The organism is Gordonia phosphorivorans, from assembly GCF_042432625.1.
Taxonomy (GTDB): domain Bacteria; phylum Actinomycetota; class Actinomycetes; order Mycobacteriales; family Mycobacteriaceae; genus Gordonia; species Gordonia phosphorivorans.
Window position 1 is genome coordinate 1 of sequence record NZ_JBHLWV010000003.1, and the last position, 2690, is coordinate 2690.

A 2690-nucleotide genomic window follows, 5' to 3' on the forward strand; every position below is an offset into this window, starting at 1 on the left:
CTCGACGGGGTCCGCTGCCTCGGTGTGGACGAGCACAAGTGGAAACATGTTCGCGGACAAGGAGATTCGAGTTTCGTCACGGTCCTGATCGACCTGACTCCGGTCGTCGACGGGACTGGCCCGGCTCGCCTGCTTGACATGATCGGCGGACGCTGGAAAACATGTCCTCAAGCAGTGGATGGCCGCCCGAGACCAACGGTTCCGGGATCGGATCAAGGTTGTGGCGATGGACGGATTCACCGGCTACAAGAGTGCCACCACCGAAGAACTCCCCACCGCTCGGGTGGTGATGGATCCGTTCCACGTCGTACACCTGGCCGCGGCGAAATTGGACCTGTGCCGGCAACGGGTCCAGCAGCAGGTGTGTGGGCACCGCGGACGTAAAGACGACCCCCTGTACAAGATCCGCCGGATCCTGCACACCCGCACCGAACTCCTCACCGACAAACAGAAGATCCGCCTATTCGAGTCGCTGACCAGCCACGACGCACACGCCGCCGTGGAGATCACCCATCAGGTGTATCAGCAACTCATCGCCGCCTACGAACACCGACATCGCCGCGAGGGCAAGAAGCTCATGTACAAGATCCTGCGACGGATCCGCACCGGACTACCCGCCGGCCTGACCGAGCTCGCTCAACTCGGACGAAGCCTATGGAACAGGCGCGCCGACATCCTCGCCTACTTCGACACCGGCGTCTCCAACGGACCCGTCGAAGCCATCAACGGACGCCTCGAACACCTCCGCGGAATCGCCCAAGGCTTCCNCAAAACCCTCACCATCACCGACATGAACGGCGGTCCCGGTGGCACCGCGTATCCCTACAAGACCAGCAAGTTCGGTGTGCTGGACACCCGTCCGTCGCAGCACCGCCCGGGCATGCAGTACATCCTGATCCCGTAGCGGAGACGGCACCACAGGTTGGCGGCCCCGGAAGCGTCACGCGTCCGGGGTCCCGTCGTGACGCGTAACATGTGTGCCCTCCGGGTCTCTGGGGCTATAGGCATTACCAAGGAATCTGAGTGGCGGCGACGGTAGTGTTCCGTACGGCCGGGCGAAAGTTTGGCGCCCCGAATTCATCCAGGGAGACTGATGTCGAATCCGTCCGATTCTCTCCGCGCGTATCGCGGCGGCGAGCCGTACGCTTTCATCTCGTACGCGCGTGCGGACGCTCATCTCGTGTTCCCGATTTTGCAAGCACTCCAAGATCGCGGGTTCCGAATCTGGTTCGACGAAGGCATCAAGCCGATGGACGAATGGATGGATCGACTCGCCTCGGCGATCGACGGCGCTGAGATCTTTGTCCTGTTCGCCTCCAAAGGATCGGTGTCACGATCCAATGTGATCCGCGAGATCGGGCGCGCTGCGGAGAATGAGAAGCCGTTCTGCACCGTTGGGCTCGAGTCTATGCAACTGCCTAGAGCCGTTGCATTCGCGGTCGGCAAGGATCAGCATGTCGCGGCAAGCGAGCGCAATCGTGCCGAAGTGGTTGCGGACCTGGTGAATGCATTTGACGGCTACAACATCCGTGAGGACGGTGTAGGTGAGCCTGTTTCCGATGTGCGCACGAGCAACCGCCGTCCCGTTCCGGAGCGGCCTCGTCGACGAGGGCAGCGGATGCAGGTCCAGGATTCGTTCGCTGATCGGGTGCCGGAGAGCGAAGCGCTGCTACGCTCCGTCGATCGTCAGCTACGACGATTGCGTGACGAAGAAGCTATCGAACCGGAGGTCTTTCCTAATGTACTCGTCTTCTACGGCGGGTCGGGACTAGGAAAAACTGGACTGTCCAAACGTCTCGAGCTCTGGGTTTCGCATGGCCTGGCAGAGAGCATTGAGTGGGGTGAATGGCCGCACGAGGATGTCGTGTCAGTCCGGTGGGACTTCCATGAGGCCGAGGGAAATCTCAACCTACTCGCCATGCTCCGGGCACTACGTGCTGCGTTGACCCGGTCGAAGGTCGACTGGCGAGCGTTCGACATCGGATTGGCGGCATATCTCGAAGCTTGCCGTTTCGGGGAGCAGAATGCGCTGGGCCTGTCGGGTGACGTCGAGGATGAGGTCCTGCGGTCGTTTCAGATCGTCGCCAGTGAACTCCGGATGGCGCCGCCCAGCGATCTCGCGCCGTCGGACGTTCGGCGGATTGTGCGGGAAGTCCGACAGGCGCGGGGCCACGGCGGAAGCCTCGATGATTACAGTGCACTATTCACGCTGCTGGATGCAGTTCAGGATTTGTCGAGAGGAGGTCATGCATCGGAAGTTGCATCCGACCTCATGTATCTCCTGACCGAGGTGATCGGTGTCCTCCCGCCCGAAGAGCGGCCACTCCTCCTTTTCTTCGTCGACCCCTTCGAGAGGATTCAGCGAGGTTCCGAGACCGGGCACGAGGAAGCCCTCGCGCAGTTCGTTGCGGATCTGCCCTTTGCGCTGTTTGTCATTACCGGCCGCGACAAGCTCAAGTGGGCCGAGGAGAACCGGACAGGACTGCCGTTCGCCGGTCCGTCCTTCTGGCCGGGGCTGACAAGCGGAGACCCCATGCCGCCAGAGCCCCGTCAGCACCTCTTGGGCCGGCTTAGCGACGAGGACACTAGTGTCGCGTGTCGTTAGATAGTTTATGGTTGCGCCTTCTTCAGGATTTCGTCGGCGGTCTTGGTCCAGACGAAGGGGTGTTTGCGGTCGTTCCAGCCGTTGA

The 2690-nt window shown here is 61.6% G+C and carries 1 protein-coding gene and 1 pseudogene; both read left to right on the forward strand.

Annotated elements, in window-relative coordinates; all coding sequences use genetic code 11:
* A pseudogene (locus ACFFJD_RS01100) lies at positions 1–766 on the forward strand (ISL3 family transposase); the annotation flags it as partial.
* 327 nt (positions 767–1093) lie between these two features.
* Positions 1094–2605, forward strand: a complete 1512-nt coding sequence (locus tag ACFFJD_RS01105; protein WP_382359644.1) for a toll/interleukin-1 receptor domain-containing protein — start codon at positions 1094–1096, stop codon at positions 2603–2605.
* Positions 2606–2690: the final 85 nt, after the last annotated feature.

Bases quoted from the DNA above. Each gene is read 5' to 3' on its own strand.
- ACFFJD_RS01105 (WP_382359644.1), top strand. From the start codon at position 1,094: ATGTCGAATCCGTCCGATTCTCTCCGCGCGTATCGCGGCGGCGAGCCG.